Annotated in this window: 17 protein-coding genes; 8 read left to right on the forward strand and 9 right to left on the reverse strand. The window is 45.1% G+C overall.

The genetic code is table 11. The annotated features are described in order from the left end of the window. Nucleotides 1-30 precede the first annotated feature (30 nt). From LZG94_RS14985 to LZG94_RS15005, 5 genes are all read right to left on the reverse strand, one after another. Nucleotides 31-984: a transketolase family protein gene (locus tag LZG94_RS14985; RefSeq protein WP_215234646.1), complete on the reverse strand. Its 954-nt coding sequence runs from the start codon at nucleotides 982-984 to the stop codon at nucleotides 31-33. A gap of 59 nt (nucleotides 985-1043) precedes the next feature. Further along, a complete protein-coding gene (locus LZG94_RS14990; protein ID WP_233792668.1) occupies nucleotides 1044-1901 on the reverse strand; it encodes a transketolase in 858 nt (285 codons plus the stop codon). Between the two features lie 105 nt (nucleotides 1902-2006). Next, nucleotides 2007-2465, reverse strand: coding sequence for a thioredoxin-dependent thiol peroxidase (bcp, locus tag LZG94_RS14995; protein ID WP_233792669.1), 459 nt, complete (start codon nucleotides 2463-2465; stop codon nucleotides 2007-2009). A gap of 3 nt (nucleotides 2466-2468) precedes the next feature. After that, nucleotides 2469-4382, reverse strand: a complete 1914-nt coding sequence (locus LZG94_RS15000; RefSeq protein WP_233792670.1) for a M23 family metallopeptidase — start codon at nucleotides 4380-4382, stop codon at nucleotides 2469-2471. A gap of 96 nt (nucleotides 4383-4478) precedes the next feature. After that, nucleotides 4479-5090 carry a fumarylacetoacetate hydrolase family protein gene (locus LZG94_RS15005; protein ID WP_233792671.1) on the reverse strand — a complete coding sequence of 204 codons (612 nt, stop codon included), beginning with the start codon at nucleotides 5088-5090 and terminating at the stop codon, nucleotides 4479-4481. Between the two features lie 209 nt (nucleotides 5091-5299). On the opposite strand from LZG94_RS15005, the gene LZG94_RS15010 reads away from it, so the two are divergent. After that, on the forward strand, nucleotides 5300-5917 hold the full coding sequence (locus tag LZG94_RS15010) for a C40 family peptidase (RefSeq protein WP_233792672.1): 618 nt from the start codon (nucleotides 5300-5302) through the stop codon (nucleotides 5915-5917). A 5-nt stretch (nucleotides 5918-5922) separates the two neighbouring features. On the opposite strand, the gene LZG94_RS15015 is transcribed toward LZG94_RS15010, so the two are convergent. Further along, complete coding sequence (locus LZG94_RS15015) at nucleotides 5923-6582, reverse strand: HAD family phosphatase (RefSeq protein WP_233792673.1); 660 nt, start codon at nucleotides 6580-6582, stop codon at nucleotides 5923-5925. 236 nt (nucleotides 6583-6818) lie between these two features. Here LZG94_RS15015 and LZG94_RS15020 point away from each other — a divergent pair, with 236 nt between their 5' ends. The 5 genes from LZG94_RS15020 (at nucleotide 6819) to LZG94_RS15040 (ending at nucleotide 10229) form a co-directional block, all read left to right on the forward strand. Continuing rightward, the gene (locus LZG94_RS15020) at nucleotides 6819-7280 is read left to right on the forward strand and encodes a hypothetical protein (RefSeq protein WP_215234639.1); all 462 of its coding nucleotides are present in this window, start codon (nucleotides 6819-6821) and stop codon (nucleotides 7278-7280) included. Nucleotides 7281-7291: 11 nt separating this feature from the next. After that, entirely contained in the window at nucleotides 7292-7747 is a 456-nt protein-coding gene (locus LZG94_RS15025) for a hypothetical protein (protein WP_233792674.1), read from the forward strand. 190 nt (nucleotides 7748-7937) lie between these two features. After that, entirely contained in the window at nucleotides 7938-8534 is a 597-nt protein-coding gene (locus LZG94_RS15030; RefSeq protein WP_233792675.1) for a hypothetical protein, read from the forward strand. A gap of 35 nt (nucleotides 8535-8569) precedes the next feature. After that, nucleotides 8570-9067: a 2-C-methyl-D-erythritol 2,4-cyclodiphosphate synthase gene (gene ispF, locus LZG94_RS15035; protein ID WP_233792676.1), complete on the forward strand. Its 498-nt coding sequence runs from the start codon at nucleotides 8570-8572 to the stop codon at nucleotides 9065-9067. A gap of 28 nt (nucleotides 9068-9095) precedes the next feature. Beyond that, complete coding sequence (locus LZG94_RS15040) at nucleotides 9096-10229, forward strand: amidohydrolase family protein (protein WP_233792677.1); 1134 nt, start codon at nucleotides 9096-9098, stop codon at nucleotides 10227-10229. Nucleotides 10230-10231: 2 nt separating this feature from the next. Here the strand turns inward: LZG94_RS15040 and LZG94_RS15045 are convergent, their stop codons facing one another. Then, nucleotides 10232-11347, reverse strand: coding sequence for a lipopolysaccharide assembly protein LapB (locus LZG94_RS15045; RefSeq protein WP_233792678.1), 1116 nt, complete (start codon nucleotides 11345-11347; stop codon nucleotides 10232-10234). A gap of 144 nt (nucleotides 11348-11491) precedes the next feature. Between LZG94_RS15045 and LZG94_RS15050 the strand changes: the two genes are divergently transcribed. Then, a complete protein-coding gene (locus tag LZG94_RS15050; RefSeq protein ID WP_233792679.1) occupies nucleotides 11492-12748 on the forward strand; it encodes a pitrilysin family protein in 1257 nt (418 codons plus the stop codon). A gap of 52 nt (nucleotides 12749-12800) precedes the next feature. On the opposite strand, the gene LZG94_RS15055 is transcribed toward LZG94_RS15050, so the two are convergent. Then, on the reverse strand, nucleotides 12801-14090 hold the full coding sequence (locus LZG94_RS15055; RefSeq protein WP_233792680.1) for a pitrilysin family protein: 1290 nt from the start codon (nucleotides 14088-14090) through the stop codon (nucleotides 12801-12803). Nucleotides 14091-14179: 89 nt separating this feature from the next. Here LZG94_RS15055 and LZG94_RS15060 point away from each other — a divergent pair, with 89 nt between their 5' ends. Further along, nucleotides 14180-15301, forward strand: coding sequence for a glycosyltransferase family 1 protein (locus LZG94_RS15060; RefSeq protein ID WP_233792681.1), 1122 nt, complete (start codon nucleotides 14180-14182; stop codon nucleotides 15299-15301). Here LZG94_RS15060 and LZG94_RS15065 read toward each other — a convergent pair whose 3' ends face one another. Continuing rightward, complete coding sequence (locus tag LZG94_RS15065) at nucleotides 15302-16708, reverse strand: tetratricopeptide repeat protein (protein WP_233792682.1); 1407 nt, start codon at nucleotides 16706-16708, stop codon at nucleotides 15302-15304. Nucleotides 16709-16769 lie beyond the last annotated feature (61 nt).

Raw genomic sequence — 16769 nt, forward strand, 5'->3', positions numbered from 1 at the left:
CAAAACGTCACAAAAACGACGTACCCCGACTTATTTTCTTGCGATCGCGCGTTTCGCGGCTTCCACAATATGTTTTGCTGTCAAACCATATTTTTCAAGAAGCTGAGCCGGCGTACCGCTTTCTCCGAAGCTATCGTCAACAGCTACATATTCCTGCGGCGCGAGTTTATGTTTAACCAAAACCTGCGCAATACTGTCGCCCAGTCCACCAATGCGGTTATGCTCCTCGGCAGAAACTACGCAACCCGTTTTTTCAACAGATTTCAATATAGCCTCTTCATCCAGCGGCTTAATCGTGTGGATATTAATGATTTCTGCATTGATACCTTCCGCTTCCAGCATTTCGCCAGCTTGAATCGCTTCCCAAACCATGTGGCCTGTCGCGAAAATGCTGACGTCAGTTCCTTCATTCACCATCCACGCCTTACCGATCTCGAATTTTTGATCTGCATCGGTAAATACCGGAATTACCGGGCGGCCGAAACGAAGATAAACCGGACCTTCGTAATCAGCGATCGCGATGGTAGCAGCTTTGGTCTGGTTATAATCGCAAGGATTGATAACGGTCATTCCAGGCAACATTTTCATCATTCCCAAATCTTCCAGGATCTGGTGCGTCGCGCCGTCTTCGCCTAATGTTAATCCCGCGTGGGAAGCACATATTTTCACATTTTTGTTAGAATATGCTACACTCTGGCGGATCTGGTCATAAACACGACCTGTTGCAAAATTGGCAAAAGTAGTAGCAAAAGGAATTTTACCACCAATGGTCAAACCTGCGGAAAGACCGATCATATTCGCTTCCGAAATACCGCATTGAATAAAGCGGTCGGGGTTTTCTTTAATAAAAGGCTCTAATTTCAGTGAACCTACGAGGTCAGCGCAAAGTGCTACTACATTCGGGTTTTGCTGTCCCAGTTCATGCATGCCTGCTCCAAATCCCGAGCGGGTATCTTTCTTCTCGGTGAAGGTGTATTTTTTCATTTGTGAAATTTCTTTTGAATAAATAATGACATTAACAGACTATTGCACCCTTTTTGAGATCAATAATCACCCAGGCTTTCTTCCAGCTGGCCCAAAGCTGCGGCAAGTTGCTCGTCGTTTGGTGCTACACCGTGCCATTTGTGACTGCCCATCATGAAATCTACGCCGTAGCCCATTCCGGTATGCAATAACACCAGGATCGGTCTGCCGTGTCCGAGGCGGCTTTTCGCTTCGTAAAGGCCTTTCAGTACTGCCGCCATGTCATTACCTTCTTCAATCGATATCACTTCCCAGCCGAAAGCTTCATATTTTTTACCAAGATCACGGTTGTTCATTACTTTCACCGTCGGGCCGTCGATCTGCTGTCCGTTGAGGTCAATGAATGCGATCAGGTTATCAACTTCGTGGTGGGGCGCGAATGTAACCGCTTCCCAAACCTGGCCTTCCTGCTGCTCGCCATCGCCCATCAGGACGTAAACAATACCTTTATCATTATTCAGCTTCTTCGCCATTGCAGCGCCGAGTGCCACTGAAAGTCCTTGTCCAAGTGAACCCGACGCAATGCGGATACCTTCCAAATGCTCGTGGGTAGTCGGGTGGCCCTGCAATCTTGAGTCCAACTTACGGAAAGTTGCAAGTTCTTCAACCGGGAAATAGCCGCGACGCGCAAGCGTACTGTACCATACCGGAGAAATGTGACCGTTTGAAAGGAAGAAAAGATCTTCATCCGTTCCATTCATATCGAAAACAGGCTTACCGCCTTCTTCCTTCAATTTGAGGCGCTCGAAATAAAGGGCCACAAATAATTCAGTACAGCCAAGGGAACCGCCCGGGTGACCGGACTGACAGCCATGTACCATGCGTACAATGTCCCTGCGAACTTGTGAAGCTACTTTCTCTAATTGTTCAATTTCCATTTTTATCTATTTTCTATTGGACTGTACTAGATCCGGCCGCGGCTCAACGTGAGCAACTTAGCCCGACAAATGTCTGTTTATTAGATTTGGTAAAATGACTTATTATTAATCAGTATTACCAAGAATTTGACCTGAGTGATTTTTGGATTCCACCTTTTGAATGATCTCTTCAATTATCCCCTCTTCATTAATGACGAAGGTTGTACGCAAAACCCCCATATAGGTGCGACCAAACGTATTTTTTTCAGCCCAAACCTGATAATCCTCCACCATTTTGTGATCCGTATCAGCCAGTAACGGAAAGGGCAGGTCGTATTTTTTAATAAATTTCAAATGCGACTTCTCATCATCATTGCTCACTCCCAGCACTTTATAACCCTTTTTCAGGAGCAATTTATAGTTATCGCGGAGATTACAAGCCTGCGTTGTGCACGTTGGTGTGTTGTCTTTAGGATAAAAGTACAGAATCAGTTTTTTTCCTTTAAAATCTGAAAGTTTTACTTCCTTACCATCCTGGTCTTTGGCTGAAAATGCCGGCGCGGGTTGTCCCACTTCAAGTCCCATATACTATTTTTTACGTTTTCTTGCCTTCTTTTTAACAACAACCGGTTCGGCAATTTCTGTTCGCAAGATAGTACTATTTCCTGCCCTGTCCGTCACTTCCACGGTCAGCTCGCCCTCAAAAGGCTTTTCTCTATCCAGTTTTTCTGACCAGATATATGCTTTTTTGTAATCATAATTGAGCAAAACCCACTCGCCATTCACAAATGCCTTGAAGTGGGCTATTCCCGAGGTAGCATCGCTGATATAGCCGCGAATACGCGCTTTGCTATGCTCAATCAGCTTTACTTTCGGCGGCATGGTATCGGCCATCACTACGAATGTGCCCAGCTCTCTGGTATCAAACTTAATCCTATCCTCCTCCCAGGTACCTCCCAGAAATCTGTAATATCCGCCTACATACCGGTAAATACTGGCTTTATCTTTATTCTCCGGGGCCTTTTCTGGTTCAAATGACACAGTAATGTAATCGTTCAGCGCCGTGCCGCGGTTATTGATCGTCAATGCATTGAAATTTCGCTGGCCAGTCAGGAATAGCGTGTCAAAAAGACTGGTATTCTTAAAATCAATAGCCCATTTTTCCCCTTCAAATCGGGCAGGAGCCGCGGGGAATATCCGACTCCGTAGATAGGTTTTAACAGTTTTGTTACCAACCTGCACAGAATCAGGCCGGTACTCTCTCAAATCTGTAAGAAATACTGCCGTTTCGTTTGCGTACAGGTCCGGCTTGCTTTTCACTTCTTTTCCAGCCACAAAATAGGTAACCAGCGGAAGCGAGCTGCGGTAATATTTCGCTTTTACTACTAATGTATTTTCCTGAACATCCGTCTGCACCCATTCCGGGCTCATTTCCATATCATAAACGGGCAGCGGCTGATTTCTTGCTTCGCCTTTTAGGGTAAAATGGAGTTGAGAAGAATTCTCGTATGAATCTGATATTCTAATACTTACCTCGTGATCCAGTGTATCCGCAATATTAAGTTTTCCCTGGTATGCATTGGTTTTGAAGAGATTGAAATTATTTCCGTCGGGTACATAGCATTTCAAAAAACGCTGCCCTGTCGCCTGCTCGGTTTCGTAGTCGATCAGGTTATTATAGTCCCTGGTGGAAGTGCTGGGGAAAATCTCAATGTTATAGGAAAATACTTCCTGCCCGTCCATTTTGATTTCAATGCATTGCAAACCGTACCGAAATCCGGTTCCCGTCATCTGATCGTGCGCTACCAGGTCAAAACCAATCATACCGGTAGCTGTAACCGGCTCCTTCAACCGGTAAGATCCGTCAGGCAACTTGATCGGCGCATATACTTTCCGGTCAAACTGCCCATTCACACGCCCATTGATATCCAGCGGCCGGATAGCCAGATTGACAAACTTCGGAGGCGTTACATCTTTGATCTCTTGAAAACCGAAATAGAGCGGGTTAAGATAATTGTTCTTGGAATCCCTTATCTCGAAATGCAAATGCGGACCAGCCGAGCCGCCGGTATTTCCGGAAAGCGCAATCACCTCGCCTTTTTTTACGGCAAATCTTCCCTCTTCGGGGAGCAAATCTATTTCAAAGGTCTGCTTTTTATATTGTTCTTCCCGGACATAGCTCGCGAGCGGCTCTTCGAATTTCAGTAAATGCCCGTAAACCGTAGTTTGGCCGTTTGGGTGGCGCAGGTAGATCACATTTCCATAACCGCTCCGCTGCACACCTACTTTATATACATATCCCTCGGCAGCCGCATAAACAGGTAAACCTTCGCGCTGCTCGGTACGAATGTCGAGACCGGCGTGAAAGTGATTGCTCCGCAAATCCCCCAGTCCGCCGGCAAGCGAATTAGAAAGGCCCGGACGAATCGGAAACTGGTAGTAATTTTTGGGGTAAGATTGTTTCTGGGCAAAGGAAAATTGACCAACACTTATGAATCCCAAGACAAAAAAGCAGGTGCGGACAAATATCCGGGAACAATGAAGCATGAAAGAAAGTATGATTGCGGTAGTGAATGACCGGTACTGAAAGAACACGGTTTATCTAACGAACAATTCCAGCATCTTCTTGCCTTCGATAAATGCAGTGAGCTTGTCCCCTATCTGTACAGCGGAAACGCCTTTTGGTGTTCCGGTGAAGATCAGGTCACCTTTTTTGAGTGTAAAATATTTGGAAACGAACGAGATCAGGTAGTTGATCCGGTACAGCATCATCGAGGAATTTCCCTGCTGCTTCGTCTCTCCATTTATTTCCAGACTGAAATTAATATCCTGAATATCAGCGAAATCACCCACCGGCACGAATTCCGAAACCGGCGCTGATCCGTTGAATGCTTTTGCGAGCTCCCAGGGTAATCCTTTGCTTTTAAGCTCTGATTGAAGATCTCTTGCAGTGAAATCAATACCAATCCCGATCTCGTCGTAATATTTATGAGCAAAACGTTCTTCTATATTTTTGCCTACCCGGTTGATCTTCACAACCAGCTCCACCTCGTGATGCACATCTTTTGAAAAACTCGGATAGAAAAAAGGCTCTCCTATGCGGAGTTGCGCCGTTTCCGGTTTCAAAAAAATGACGGGCGCATCAGGTTTCTCATTGTTCAGTTCCGCAATATGGTCTGCATAATTTCTTCCGACACAAATAATTTTCATTGGAGCTAAATACGGTTAAAACGGGGACGAGTATCAATAACAAAACTAACCACAATGCAGCCAGTCACATAATATTTACTACAATTTTTCAGCCGGTATTCAGTTCTTTAAATACATGCCCTTTTGTAAAACAGCCTGCTTTTTCGCTGTTCAAACGATTATTTTCTTAGTATTTTTGATCAAACACTGTTTCAATTCAAAGCTTGCGCATGAAGAAGCAAATTACCTTTTCCACTTTTCTTACCTTCTCATTACTAGCCTCTTTTCTGTTTTTTTCCTGCGATACCCTGCGCAAAACGCCGGGCAATACCGCTACTTCGAAAAGCAGCAGAAGAACACTGATTTCAAAAAAACCTTCTGCTAAACCGCCTGTCAGAAGACCGGCTCCCACGACCAGACCAAGCTATTCAAATCCAAGAAATACATCTGATATTCCGCAGGTTGTGCAGGTTGCGCGCACTTATACCGGCACGCCTTACCGCTCGGGAGGCAACGATAAAAATGGTATTGACTGCTCGGGGCTTATTTGCTCGGTATACTCGGAAGTAGGCATGAAAGTACCACGCATTTCGTGGCAGCAATCGGAATTCGGGCAGGAAGTGGGCCAGCTGAAAGATATCAAAGCCGGCGACTGGCTGTTTTTTGTCCCGGAAGCGGGCAAGGAAGGATATGTATCCCACGCCGGGATTGTGACGGATGTGCGCAGCTCGCAAGAGATCATATTTATCCACGCCTCTACTTCGCGCGGCGTGAGAGAAGATAATCTGTTTTCAAACTACTTCAAAGGCCGCTTCGTCAAGGCAATGCGACCTTTCCAGGGTATCTGATTATTTTAGTCAAAAAGCGCGCGCACTTTCTCGAAGGACATTTCTCGATAATCTTCAATATAAAAGTTGCAAGGCGGCAGCTCTTCAATCGTATGCGAGCTTAGCACACCTACTACACGCATTCCTGCATTCAGTGCAGCCGACACGCCTGAAAACGAATCTTCAAAAACCACGCATTGATTCGGTGAAACGCCCAGATTGGCAGCCGAGGAAAGATAAACTTCCGGATCCGGCTTGTGCTTTTTCACATTTTCACTCGCCAGCACCGAACCAAGATGTTGCTGCATGGAAACTTTCCCAAGTATGAGTTCCAGATTGGCCAGCGGTGCAGAAGTAGCTACGCCGAGCAGAACGTTGTTGTTTTTCAGATTTTCTATGAAAGGCGAAAAACCTGCGATTGGCTCAACAAACGGTTCATATAATTGCCGGAACAGGCTTTCCTTTTCGTCCTCCATTTGCAGCAATTCCTCCCCTTCAATAACCCTTTCGAGAAAATGGCTGAGAATATAGCTATTGCTCTTTCCGTACATATGCGCCGCGAAATCGGCTTCGGTCGGACTTAAATTACGTTTTGAAAAGAATTCCTGGAATGCTTTGGAATGATACGGATTGGTGTGGCAGATTACGCCGTCCATATCAAAAATCACTGCTATCTGATTTGTCATGTCGCAAAGGTATATAACGAATGCCTTTTACGCCAGGCGTAAATGCAGCAAATAGTGTTGGCGCGCAGTTGTAAAGTACCCTTCAAGTTTTTTATTTCAAATGGTAAATTATAAGGTTATTCTATTAAATTTACCTTAGTGTATCTCTCAATTACTACACAAATCATACCCACTATTTCGACTAATACCCCCTTTATCGTATCAATTGACTATTTTTGATTAATTAATAGTAATGTATGAATGAACTAGAAAGGATAAGTAATGCATCCGGGCCGCAACCTGTTCTGAAACAGGACAGAAACCTCAGCTCTGTTGAAGTTTACGACCAGTACGGTGCAATGGCTTATGGTATTATTCTGCAAATTATCCCGCAGCCGCATTTAGCCCAGGAAGTTTTGGTGAGCGTTTTTTCTTCGCCATTATTGCAATCATGCAACAGCTATCCGTTTTCTTATGCCGCCTGCATTATCAAGCTGGCAAGAGCGAAGGCGGTGGAGGCGAAGCGAAAATTAACTGCATTAACACCGCTTGAAGAAGACAATCTCCGGCCGGCAGGCACGCCAACCCCACAGATCATTTTCGACCTCGCTTTTCGGCAGGGATTTACACCCGAAGAAGTGGCTGGAAAGCTGAATATCAGTAAGTCGGAGGTTCTTCGCAGCTTTCACGACTTTTTTAAACCAAACGGCAACGCATAACACGACACACATTGAAAACACAGGAATTTATAGAAAGCGGAATATTGGAAGCCCACTTGCTTGGACTGACAGATAAAGAAGAACACGAGAAGGTCAGAGAAATGGTGTCGGCAGATCCGGTACTTGAAGAATATACAGTGGTACTGGAAGCTGGGATTAATACATACTTTGAGAGAGAATCTGTGAATCCGCCGGAGGCTGTGAGAGAGGTTGTAAGACTGCGCAGTACCCGGGACAAAAAGGAAAAGCATGAGTTTACAAATGAGCATACGAGCCGCCAATATCTTGATGTAGAGGTCAACGATACGCACATGAAAGTGCACAAGTTCTGGCGCCCGGCTTTTATTGCCGTGTTTGTTCTTTCTAAAATTTTCCTGATAGCGGGTTTGTATTACTATTTCAAATCAGTAAGCCAGCAGGAGGAATTGCAGAGACTGAAAGCGCAGCAAATCGAGCAGGTCAAGTAAAATTAACATTCATAAAAAGGGGCTGGAAACAAAATTTCCAGCTTTTTGCATTTTGTACCGATCAGATCTCTTTGAAATAATAGGCAAGTCTTTTTATAAAAAATAAAGTTACCTGCACCCCGTTACCGATCCATGCTCTCTCCGTCTAAGCTTCTAAAGATTTATTATATTTGTTTGAAGCACATTACACATGAAGGACAGAGACAGAATTAGTAACCTGGAAGAATTAATCGCTGACATCCTGATCCGGATGGACAGGCTGGAAGCGGGACACAATAAACTGCGGGAAACCCTGCTTGACCTCATCAGAGTTGTAAGAAAGAACTCGCTCGATATTGAGCTGATCAAAGGCAGGTTGGATGATATCGAAGCTACACTTGCGATTGTTATCAGCAGGCTCGATGACCTCGAGGGCAGGATCGATAAAATTGACAGGAGGCTCGATAGCATTGAAGCCAGGCTTGACAGCATTGAAGCCACCATTGCTGAACTTATTATCAGAATTGAACAGATCGAAGTCAGGCTGGACAAGATTGAAGTCAGGCTGGATAAGGTTGAAATCAGGCTTGATAAGATCGAAGTCAGGCTTGATAAGATCGAAGACAGGCTTGATAAGGTTGAAGTCAGACTAGATAAAATCGAGATCAGGCTTGAAACAATAGAGACTAATATGGTTACGAAAGATATGATGGCGCATTTTTTCGAGGCGATTATGAATCGCTTCGACGGCATCGATACCAGATTCGAGCGAATGGAAGAAGATATAGAAATCCTGAAACTCCGATAATATTCCTTATAGTTAATCTGCATTAATCCTAAAATATGTTCCCATTCCGCGTAGGCCAGGGCTACGACGTTCATCAACTGGAAGAAGGCAGGCCTTTCTGGCTTGGCGGCATTCAGATTCCACATACTCACGGTGCAAAGGGACATTCCGACGCCGATATTGTTTGCCACGTGATCTGCGACGCGTTGCTCGGCGCAGCGAATATGCGTAATATCGGCTATCATTTTTCAGACAAAGACCCGCAATGGAAGGGTGTCGATAGCAAAGTACTACTGTCAAAAGTGCTTGAAATGATCCGAAAAAAAGGGTTTGAAGTCGGTAATATAGACGTTACCGTTGTTTTGCAAAACCCTAAACTCAACCCTCATATCCCTGCTATGAAAACTTGCCTGGCGGGTGTGATCGGGATTTCAGAAGAAGACATTTCTATTAAAGCCACTACTTCCGAGCACATTGGTTTTGTGGGTCGGGAGGAAGGTATTGCCGGGCATTGCGTTGCATTAATTTATATACCAGGCACATTTACTCCTTAAAAAACGAACTCCGACTTACTATTTCCTGATGAAAAAATTTACGATTGCCCTTATCCTACTTACCGGGATCATTTTCAGCTGCAAAGCGCAGGAACCATCGCAGGTTACACAGCCGCTCGGATTCGAAGAATATGATCCTATTTCCACGCTGAAAGTAGAGGAGCACCCGATCAAAAGAGCAAAGTTCCCTTTTATCGACGTACATAATCACCAGTACCAAATGCCAACGCAGGATTTAAAAGCACTTGTGAAGCAAATGGACGAGCTGAATATGGGGATAATGGTCAATCTGAGCGGCAGAGGATGGAGCCAGGAATGGAGTGAAGGTACCGCCACGCTCAAAGGTTCACTGGAAAACGTGGCGAAGAATGAGCCCAAACGCATTGCTGTATTTACTAACCTACAATTCAAAGGTTTCGGCGAATCGGACTGGAGTGCAAAAGCTGTGAAGCAATTGGAGGACGACGTTAAAATGGGCGCGAAAGGCTTGAAAATTTATAAAAGCTTAGGTTTCAGCGGCATTAAGGATGATAAAGGAAATCGTGTTGCCGTGAGCGATGCGAGGTTGCAGCCGGTTTGGCAGAAATGCGGCGAGCTGGGTATTCCGGTACTGATCCACACCGCCGACGTACCCTCTTTCTGGGACCCGATGGACCGTTACAACGAACGCTGGCTGGAACTGAAAACGCACCCTGGAAGAAGGCGCGGCGCCAGCGACCCTGTACCTTTCGACTCGCTGATCGCGGAGCAACACCATATTTTCCGCAAAAATCCGAAGACTACATTCATCAATGCGCACATGGGCTGGTATCCCAACAATCTCAAAAAGCTGGACAGCCTGATGGTCGTTTTCCCGAATATGTATGTGGAAATAGGAGCAGTAATCGCAGAACTGGGCCGCCAGCCGCGTACTGCGAAGAAGTTTTTTGAGAAATATCAGGATCGCGTATTATTCGGAAAAGACAGCTGGATACCCGCCGAATACGCCACCTATTTCCGAGTTTTGGAAACGGAGGATGAATATTTCCCCTATCATAAAAAATACCACGCGTTCTGGCGCATGTACGGAATGGGCTTGTCTGATGAAGTGCTGAAAAAGCTGTATTACAAAAATGCCCTGAAAATTATCCCAGGGCTTGATAAAAGTCTTTTCCCAAAATAACCCTATCTGAAACCCTTCGCTTCCTTGATCACAGAAAGGTATTCCGCCTTGTCCAGACACTTTTTGTAGTACTCTTTGGCTTTTGACTTATTACCTGCGCGCGCCGCTATTCTCGCCAGTCCGGCATAAGCGAGCGCGTGATATTCCTTTGTGTATTGTGCGTCGTGCGGGGTTTTGAGTGCGAGCAAATACTCTCTTTGTGCAGCTGCATCGTCCTTGTCGGCTTTTTCTTCCAGGATACCCTGAAAAGTGCGCCAGGCAGCGGGGTAAAAACCGGTACTGATCTTCCTGAGGTCAGCTACTTCCTTGCGGGCAGGTTCAAACCGACCGGCCAATAACAGCGCCTCGGCGTTCTTCATCTGGAATATCGGATTTCTCGGATACAGATCTACCAGCCTGTTCATATAACCAACCGCCTTGTCCGGCCGCGACTCATATTTGAGATACACGTGAGAAATGTAAAAATTCGCCTCTGCCCGCGTGATCGTACCTTGTTTTGTAGCAATATCCATTTGCTTCAAGCCCAGCGCTTTATCGCCACTTTTAAAAAAAATCAAAAGCGGTTTCACGATCGGGTGTTCTTCGGGATACACTTCTACATAATAGTTATACATCCCCGAAGTAAAATAGAATTCGGGGTTCTTATGGATCAGTTTGAGCCCCTCCACAAACGAATTATAAGCTTTTTTCCCTTCTCCGGCGGCATTCATCATTTCGCCTTTATAGTTGTACAACATAGCCAGATACCCGCGCGTGACCATTGTATAAAACACGGCCTCCGGGTCAAGACTATTCTTCCCGTACTTCTTATTGATCGCATCCAGACACTGGTTCAGCCTGGCCATATATTCCTTCAACTGAGCCGGGTGATCCTTGATCGGCATGAATTTCCAGAACAGGATGAATGATTCCAGCAGGTGAGAGACAGGGTGATTCGGATATTTTTTTTCAACGAGATTAATGGTGGTTTTTGCTTCCTCAAATTCGTAATTATAGATCTTGTCGAGACTTGCCTGCACATTTTTCAGGGAGGCGGGATCATTCAGAAGCTGGGCATTGGATTGATTTGGACAACAGAAACAAAGAATTGCAATCAGGAAACGTAAGATATACTGCATGATAAAGACTATTAACCCAAACGGTTTGGTGGTATCCCAACTGAACATTAGCTTTGTTTATAACCCTATTTTACGGTGATGGGTTTCTGTCCCCGGTTAAATAAGCCTTCAAGTTTTGGTAAAAATTTCGTTAGATCGACTATTATGATTCGCTATAAGCAGTTTACGCTGGAAAACGGCCTGAAAGTATTTGTGCATGAGGACTTTTCGACTCCGATGGCGGCTGTGAATATCCTTTACAATGTTGGATCGAGGGACGAAGACGAGGAGCGGACCGGCTTTGCGCACCTTTTTGAGCACTTAATGTTTGGCGGATCCCAACATATTCCAAACTACGATATTCCCGTGCAGAATGTGGGTGGAGAGAACAATGCATTTACTTCGCCCGATATTACTAACTACTACATTACGCTGCCGGCTGATAATGTTGAGACTGCATTTTGGCTGGAATCTGACCGGATGCTGAGCCTTTCTTTTGATCCTAATGTGCTGGAAGTGCAGCGGAAAGTGGTAATAGAGGAATTCAAGCAACGTTATCTTAATCAGCCTTATGGAGATATGTGGCTTAAATTAAGGCCGCTCGCTTACAAAGAACATCCCTACCGCTGGGCTACGATCGGGAAGGATATTGAGCACATCGAACGCGCAACGATGGACGATGTGAAGGATTTCTTTTTCCGTTTTTACAGACCAAACAATGCGATCCTGGTTGTGGCCGGCGCTGTTACATTTGAAGAAGTACAAAAGCTGGCGGAAAAATGGTTTGGCAATATTCCTGCTGGTCAACCTTATGTACGCAATATCCCGAAAGAGCCTGTTCAAACCGAGGCGAAATATCTGGAAACTTCGGCCGCAGTTCCGCTCAATTCGCTGATCAAAGTATTTCACATGCCGGGCCGGTACGAAGAAGGTTTTTACGCCGCCGATCTGCTGAGCGACGTTCTGGGAAGAGGGAAATCGTCCAGACTTTATCAGAAATTACTGAAAGAAAGAGCAATATTCAATAGCATTAACGCCAGCGTCACTTCCTCTCTTGACCCGGGTTTATTATTAATAAAAGGAAACCTGAATCCGGGTATCAGTCTGGAAGAGGCGGATCAGGCGGTGAATGAAGTTTTGCGGGAAATAATGGAAACCGGCGCAACCGACGAAGAGGTTACCAAAGTAAAAAACCAGTCGGAAGCGTCGCTTGCATTCTCCGAGGTGGAATTGCTGAACCGCGCAATGAACCTGGCATTTGCAGCTAATGCAGGGAATGTGGATTGGGCGAACCAGGATGCAGATATTATCCGTGATCTGACTGCGGATGATCTTCACCAGGCAGCTAAAACGATCCTGAGGCCGGAAAATGGATCTACGTTATTTTACCGGGTAGAAACCAAAGAACCTGCATTAGTATAAATAAAAAAGCCGTCGGATCCGACGGCTTTGATACTATATCAAAAACTGATTTTTATTCAGGTAAAAAAGTCAGGTAGCTGAAATTCTGCTCATTGAACATTTCCTGGGCAATGTCCTGCAACTGCGCCGAGGTGATCTGCTCTATTTCGGAAAAGATTTCCGGAAGTGAATCTACCCGGCCCGTATCGAGCAGGCTCTTCGCCATCATCAGCATAAAACTCATATTACTTTCTTCCGACATCGCAAGCTGTCCCATTAACTGCACCTTCGTCTGGTGAAGTTGCAGCACGGAAAGAGGCACTTCCCGCACGCGTTTCAGCTCCTTATGTATCAGTGAAATGCTTTTGTTAAGCTGCTTTTGTTCGGTGCCAAAGAAAATCCCCATAAAACCGGTGTCGAGGTACGGTGTATAATTTCCTTCAATTGAATAAACGAAACCGTATTTTTCACGGAGAGATAAGTTGAATCTTGAATTCATCCCAGGCCCTCCCAGCAAGTTGACCAGCATAAAAAACGGCAATCTCCGATCATCCAGCAATGCATAAGCAGGTTGGCCCATTGCGCATTGTGCTTGCGAAATGGAGCGTTCTTTCTGCTGCTGAACCGGTACGTACGCAAGCGGCGCCTGGCGTATTCTGGTGGTTTTTTTAAAAGGAATACTTCCCAGGTACTTTTCAGCCACTTTCACAACTTTTGAAAATGGCAGCCGGCTCACCGAGGAAACTACAATTCGTTCGGTATCTATATTATCCTGGATAAATTTAAACAGGTCTTCACGGGTAAACGAATTCACCGTTTCCGCGATACCCAGGATATTGTTTCCCAATGCATGGTCCGGGAACACCAACTGGTCGAAATCATCCTGGATCGCGTCCTCAGGCGAATCGACATACATGGACATTTCTTCCAGAATTACATTCCGCTCGCGCTCTATTTGCTTATCAGGAAAAACAGAATTAAATGTAATATCCGTCAAAAGCTCCAGTGCCTTTTCAAAATGATCATCCAGAACAGACGCGTGAAAACAGATTTTCTCTTTGGTGGTATAAGCATTAAGCTCGCCGCCTACATTTTCCAAACGATTGATAATGTGAAAGGAGCTGCGCTTTTCAGTGCCTTTGAAAGCCATATGCTCCCAGAAATGCGCCAATCCCTGCTGGGAAGTCAACTCATCGCGGCTGCCAATATCCAGCATAATGCCGCAATGCGCTATCTGCGTGTAGGGAACCTGCTTGTGCGCAATCCGGATCCCATTGGCAAGCGTATGTGTTTGATATTCTTCTGTAAGTGAAAGGGAGGATGTTTTCGGGTTTCCCCGCTTGCGAACGTTATTTCTCTTCATTCCTTGATAACACAAAATACACGCCAATAATTTTCGGCGGTATCCACAAAATTACGGACTTTTGCCCGGAAACCCTTGCATCGACATTTATGCGTATCGGATTTGACGCCAAGCGGGCGTTTGCTAATAAAACTGGTCTTGGAAATTACAGCAGGTTCGTCCTGGAAGCGCTGATTCGTTATGAAAGTCAAAATGAATATTTAGCCTACACACCCAAAAACAGCCAAAAGCTCTTTCCAGATTTCCCGCCTGAGGATATCCGTCTTCCTCAATCGTGGCTTGATAAAAAGCTTTCTTCTTACTGGCGTTATGCCAACATTTCCAGCCAGTTAGGCAGGGATGGAATTCAGATTTTCCACGGATTAAGTAATGAAATTCCACTCGGGCTGGCGCAAAGGAATATCAGTTCGGTAGTTACTATTCACGATCTGATTTTCGAAAAACTCCCCCACCTATTCAAGCCGGCCGACCGGTTTATTTATCGGCACAAATTTCGGTCAGCATGCGAGCGGGCAGATAAGATAATTGCAGTGAGTGAACAGACGAAACGCGATTTGGTAGATCTATATCAGGTTGAAAGTCAAAAGATTGAGGTAATATACCAGGATTGTAGTCCGAGTTTTAAAGACATTTTAACACAAACTCAAAAAGAAGATATTCTCCAAATTTACAATATCGATCAACCTTACATTTTATGCGTAGGTACATTGGAAGAGCGAAAAAATCAGCACAGGCTCGTAGAAGCTTTTGCAGGTATTAGTCACAGAGATTTCACCTTGGTATTGATCGGAAAGCCAACTGCCTATTTGACTAAAATCAATGAGACGATTGCCAGATATAAATTGCAGGATCGGGTAAAAATCCTGCACAATGTTCCTTCCGAGCACTTGCCCGCACTTTATCAGCAGGCAGAAGTATTTGCTTATATCTCTGTGTATGAAGGTTTTGGAATACCTATCCTCGAAGCTTTGCACAGCGGAACGCCCGTATTGTCGGCAAAAGGATCCTGTCTGGAAGAAGCTGGCGGCGGAGGCGGTTTGTACGCAAATCCGCTGAAAACAGAAGAGGTCAGCCAGCAACTGAATCGTTTGCTGACTGACCACGCATTAAGAAATAGTTTAACCAAAGCTGGAAAGGCCCATATTGAGCAATTCGACGCTAGAACAATAGCCAGTCAGCTTTCCGATTTATATAAGAAAATAGCGCAGTAGCTATTTCCCCCGGTATTGTTCGATAATCCTGAAAAGTGCTTTCTGCTTTTCCAGATCCGGAAAAAATTCGAATAACTGGATATGTCCGTCGTAATCGAGCGTAAGACCGATTTCCAGGTTAACCAGTGCTTCCCGATATTGCCCGCCGTGGATCTGGTATACAGTCATGCGATAGTAAAGATCAGCTTCCTCGGGCATTTCGTCGATCGCCGCTTGCAGTAAATCGCAGGCCCTGGCATAATTTCCCTGCTCAAATAGCACGTGCGACCATTTCAGCCACACATCCGGATTCGAAGGCTCGATCTCAGCCGCTTTTTCAAATGCCTCAAATGCAGAAACTACGTTACCTACTTTAAATTCAGTTTCCGCTAGTGCAAGCCAGTAATCAGGATTCAGTTCGGTGATCTGAATCGCTTTTCTTAAAAAACCGACTGCCTCGTACCAACGTCCCAATTCACTGAAACAAATACCCAGTCCATACCAGCCGTCATCCCACTGATTATCCAGCTTGACCGTCTGCCGATAGTATTTGATCGCTACTTCATATTCCCCAAGTTTCTCATAGCAGGTACCCAGGCAGCAGCAGGTTTCAGGTTGTTCACCTTCTAATTCAATCGCTTTCAGGTATTGTTCCTTCGCATCCTCAAACTTTTCCAAGTTCATATATGAATTACCCAACTGGAAAAATGCTGAGGCGAAATCATCCTTGACCAGCGTCGCATATTCGTACGCTTTTACAGCGTCTTCATACCGTTCGAGCTTGCTGAATGCGATACCGAGGTTATACCAGGCGTGCTGCGAAAACGGGTCGCGGTCAACCAGCTCGTTGTAATAATCGAGGTGACTTTCCAGCTGACCAACCAGATCAAGACAATGCGCTAATTCATAAAGCGCACTTTCGTTATTAAGGTTATTTCTGAGTGATCTTTTGTAGTATTTAATCGCATCGTCATATTTTCCCCAATTCTGATAGGTTTGCCCCATCTGGAAATAGATCTCGTCTTTATCGTCGACGCGTTGCAAAAGGTTTTCCAGTAATTCCAGCGCTTCTTCATATTCCCCCATCATATTGGAGATCGCGATCTGCATGAACGAAATCTCAATATCTCCCGGATGAAACAAGGATGCCCTTTCCAGTATTTCCTGGGCCATTTCGTGCTCTCCCCTATTTGAATGCAGCTGAACCATGTGGAGCAGCAGGTCAAGGGAATGGGGGTAATCTGATAATCCCAGCTCGCAAGCTTTAAACGCTTTTTCCCAATCCCCCTTTTCTATATAATGTACGGTAACTTTTTCGTACGTATCTAAATCAAAAAAAACCGGCTCACTATTCTTCAACATTCTTTCAAACCTGAGCAAGGTTTCCTTCATATAATCTTTTCTTTCCCCGAAATTTTTCTCCATCATACGGACCGCTAGATTAGAATTGAGGGCTTGCGCACCACTTAATAAAAGAAAGATATAAAAA

Origin of the sequence: Dyadobacter sp. CY343, assembly GCF_021390335.1 — a bacterium.
Taxonomy (GTDB): domain Bacteria; phylum Bacteroidota; class Bacteroidia; order Cytophagales; family Spirosomataceae; genus Dyadobacter.

Bases quoted from the DNA above. Each gene is read 5' to 3' on its own strand.
- LZG94_RS15030 (WP_233792675.1), top strand. From the start codon at position 7,938: ATGAAGGACAGAGACAGAATTAGTAACCTGGAAGAATTAATCGCTGAC.
- LZG94_RS15050 (WP_233792679.1), top strand. From the start codon at position 11,492: ATGATTCGCTATAAGCAGTTTACGCTGGAAAACGGCCTGAAAGTATTT.
- LZG94_RS14985 (WP_215234646.1), bottom strand. From the start codon at position 984: ATGAAAAAATACACCTTCACCGAGAAGAAAGATACCCGCTCGGGATTT.
- LZG94_RS15015 (WP_233792673.1), bottom strand. From the start codon at position 6,582: ATGACAAATCAGATAGCAGTGATTTTTGATATGGACGGCGTAATCTGC.
- LZG94_RS15060 (WP_233792681.1), top strand. From the start codon at position 14,180: ATGCGTATCGGATTTGACGCCAAGCGGGCGTTTGCTAATAAAACTGGT.
- LZG94_RS14990 (WP_233792668.1), bottom strand. From the start codon at position 1,901: ATGGAAATTGAACAATTAGAGAAAGTAGCTTCACAAGTTCGCAGGGAC.
- LZG94_RS15045 (WP_233792678.1), bottom strand. From the start codon at position 11,347: ATGCAGTATATCTTACGTTTCCTGATTGCAATTCTTTGTTTCTGTTGT.
- LZG94_RS15005 (WP_233792671.1), bottom strand. From the start codon at position 5,090: ATGAAAATTATTTGTGTCGGAAGAAATTATGCAGACCATATTGCGGAA.
- LZG94_RS15020 (WP_215234639.1), top strand. From the start codon at position 6,819: ATGAATGAACTAGAAAGGATAAGTAATGCATCCGGGCCGCAACCTGTT.
- LZG94_RS15040 (WP_233792677.1), top strand. From the start codon at position 9,096: ATGAAAAAATTTACGATTGCCCTTATCCTACTTACCGGGATCATTTTC.
- ispF (WP_233792676.1), top strand. From the start codon at position 8,570: ATGTTCCCATTCCGCGTAGGCCAGGGCTACGACGTTCATCAACTGGAA.
- LZG94_RS15055 (WP_233792680.1), bottom strand. From the start codon at position 14,090: ATGAAGAGAAATAACGTTCGCAAGCGGGGAAACCCGAAAACATCCTCC.
- LZG94_RS15065 (WP_233792682.1), bottom strand. From the start codon at position 16,708: ATGATGGAGAAAAATTTCGGGGAAAGAAAAGATTATATGAAGGAAACC.
- bcp (WP_233792669.1), bottom strand. From the start codon at position 2,465: ATGGGACTTGAAGTGGGACAACCCGCGCCGGCATTTTCAGCCAAAGAC.
- LZG94_RS15010 (WP_233792672.1), top strand. From the start codon at position 5,300: ATGAAGAAGCAAATTACCTTTTCCACTTTTCTTACCTTCTCATTACTA.